The organism is Vibrio sp. D173a, assembly GCF_030248475.1.
Map to the genome: position 1 here is coordinate 1 of NZ_JAHGAH010001583.1, position 758 is coordinate 758.

A 758-nucleotide genomic window follows, 5' to 3' on the forward strand; every position below is an offset into this window, starting at 1 on the left:
TTGACCGCGAAGGGATCCCTGAGCGTCGTATGCACGCAAAAGGTTCCGTTTTTGCGCTCGCCGCTGCTGGCTTTGCCGTAGGCCGTTGGCTCAAACCCGATTTTAAGCCTATCAACCGCATTAACATGGACGTTTGTATCCCTGCTTTAGTGTTTGCGTCACTCACCACCATGCCGCTCGATACTGAGCAAGTACCGCTGATCACCGCCTCATTAGTTGCGGTATTAGTACCTGCGGTATTGATGATTCCTATCTGTAAGATCTTTAAGCTCAACTTCAAAGCTTGGGCTCCACCGCACATGTTCCGTAACAGCGGCAACCTTGCAATCCCATTGTTTACCTATACCTTTGGTGACACCGCGCTTGCTCCCGCTGTACTACTGTTCGGGGTTTCAGCCTGCATCCATATTAGTTTGGGCTTGGCGTTGTTAAGTGAAGGCAACCCGCTAAAACAGATCTTCAAGATGCCGATATTCTTAGCAGCAGCCGTGGCAATGGCGCTCAATTTATCTGGCGTCGCAGTGTGGAACCCTATTTACGAAGCAACATCGTTACTCGGGCAAGCAGCAGTACCTATTATGCTGTTATCCCTTGGCTCACAAATGGTTAATCTGAGGCTCAGCGGCCTCAAGGTCGGCTTGCTGTGCACGGCTCAGTCTCTGTTCACCGGAGCCATCGCTTTCGCCATCATCTACTTCTTTATTCCACTGCCAACGCTGCACCTACAAATGATGGTTCTGTTCACTATGCTGCCGCCA

1 protein-coding gene is annotated in these 758 nt (G+C 50.8%); it reads left to right on the top strand.

Annotation, left to right across the window (positions count from 1 at the left end):
• Positions 1-29: 29 nt before the first annotated feature.
• A partial coding sequence (locus KIV40_RS34905; protein WP_285354044.1) for an AEC family transporter occupies positions 30-758 on the top strand: 729 nt, incomplete at its 3' end.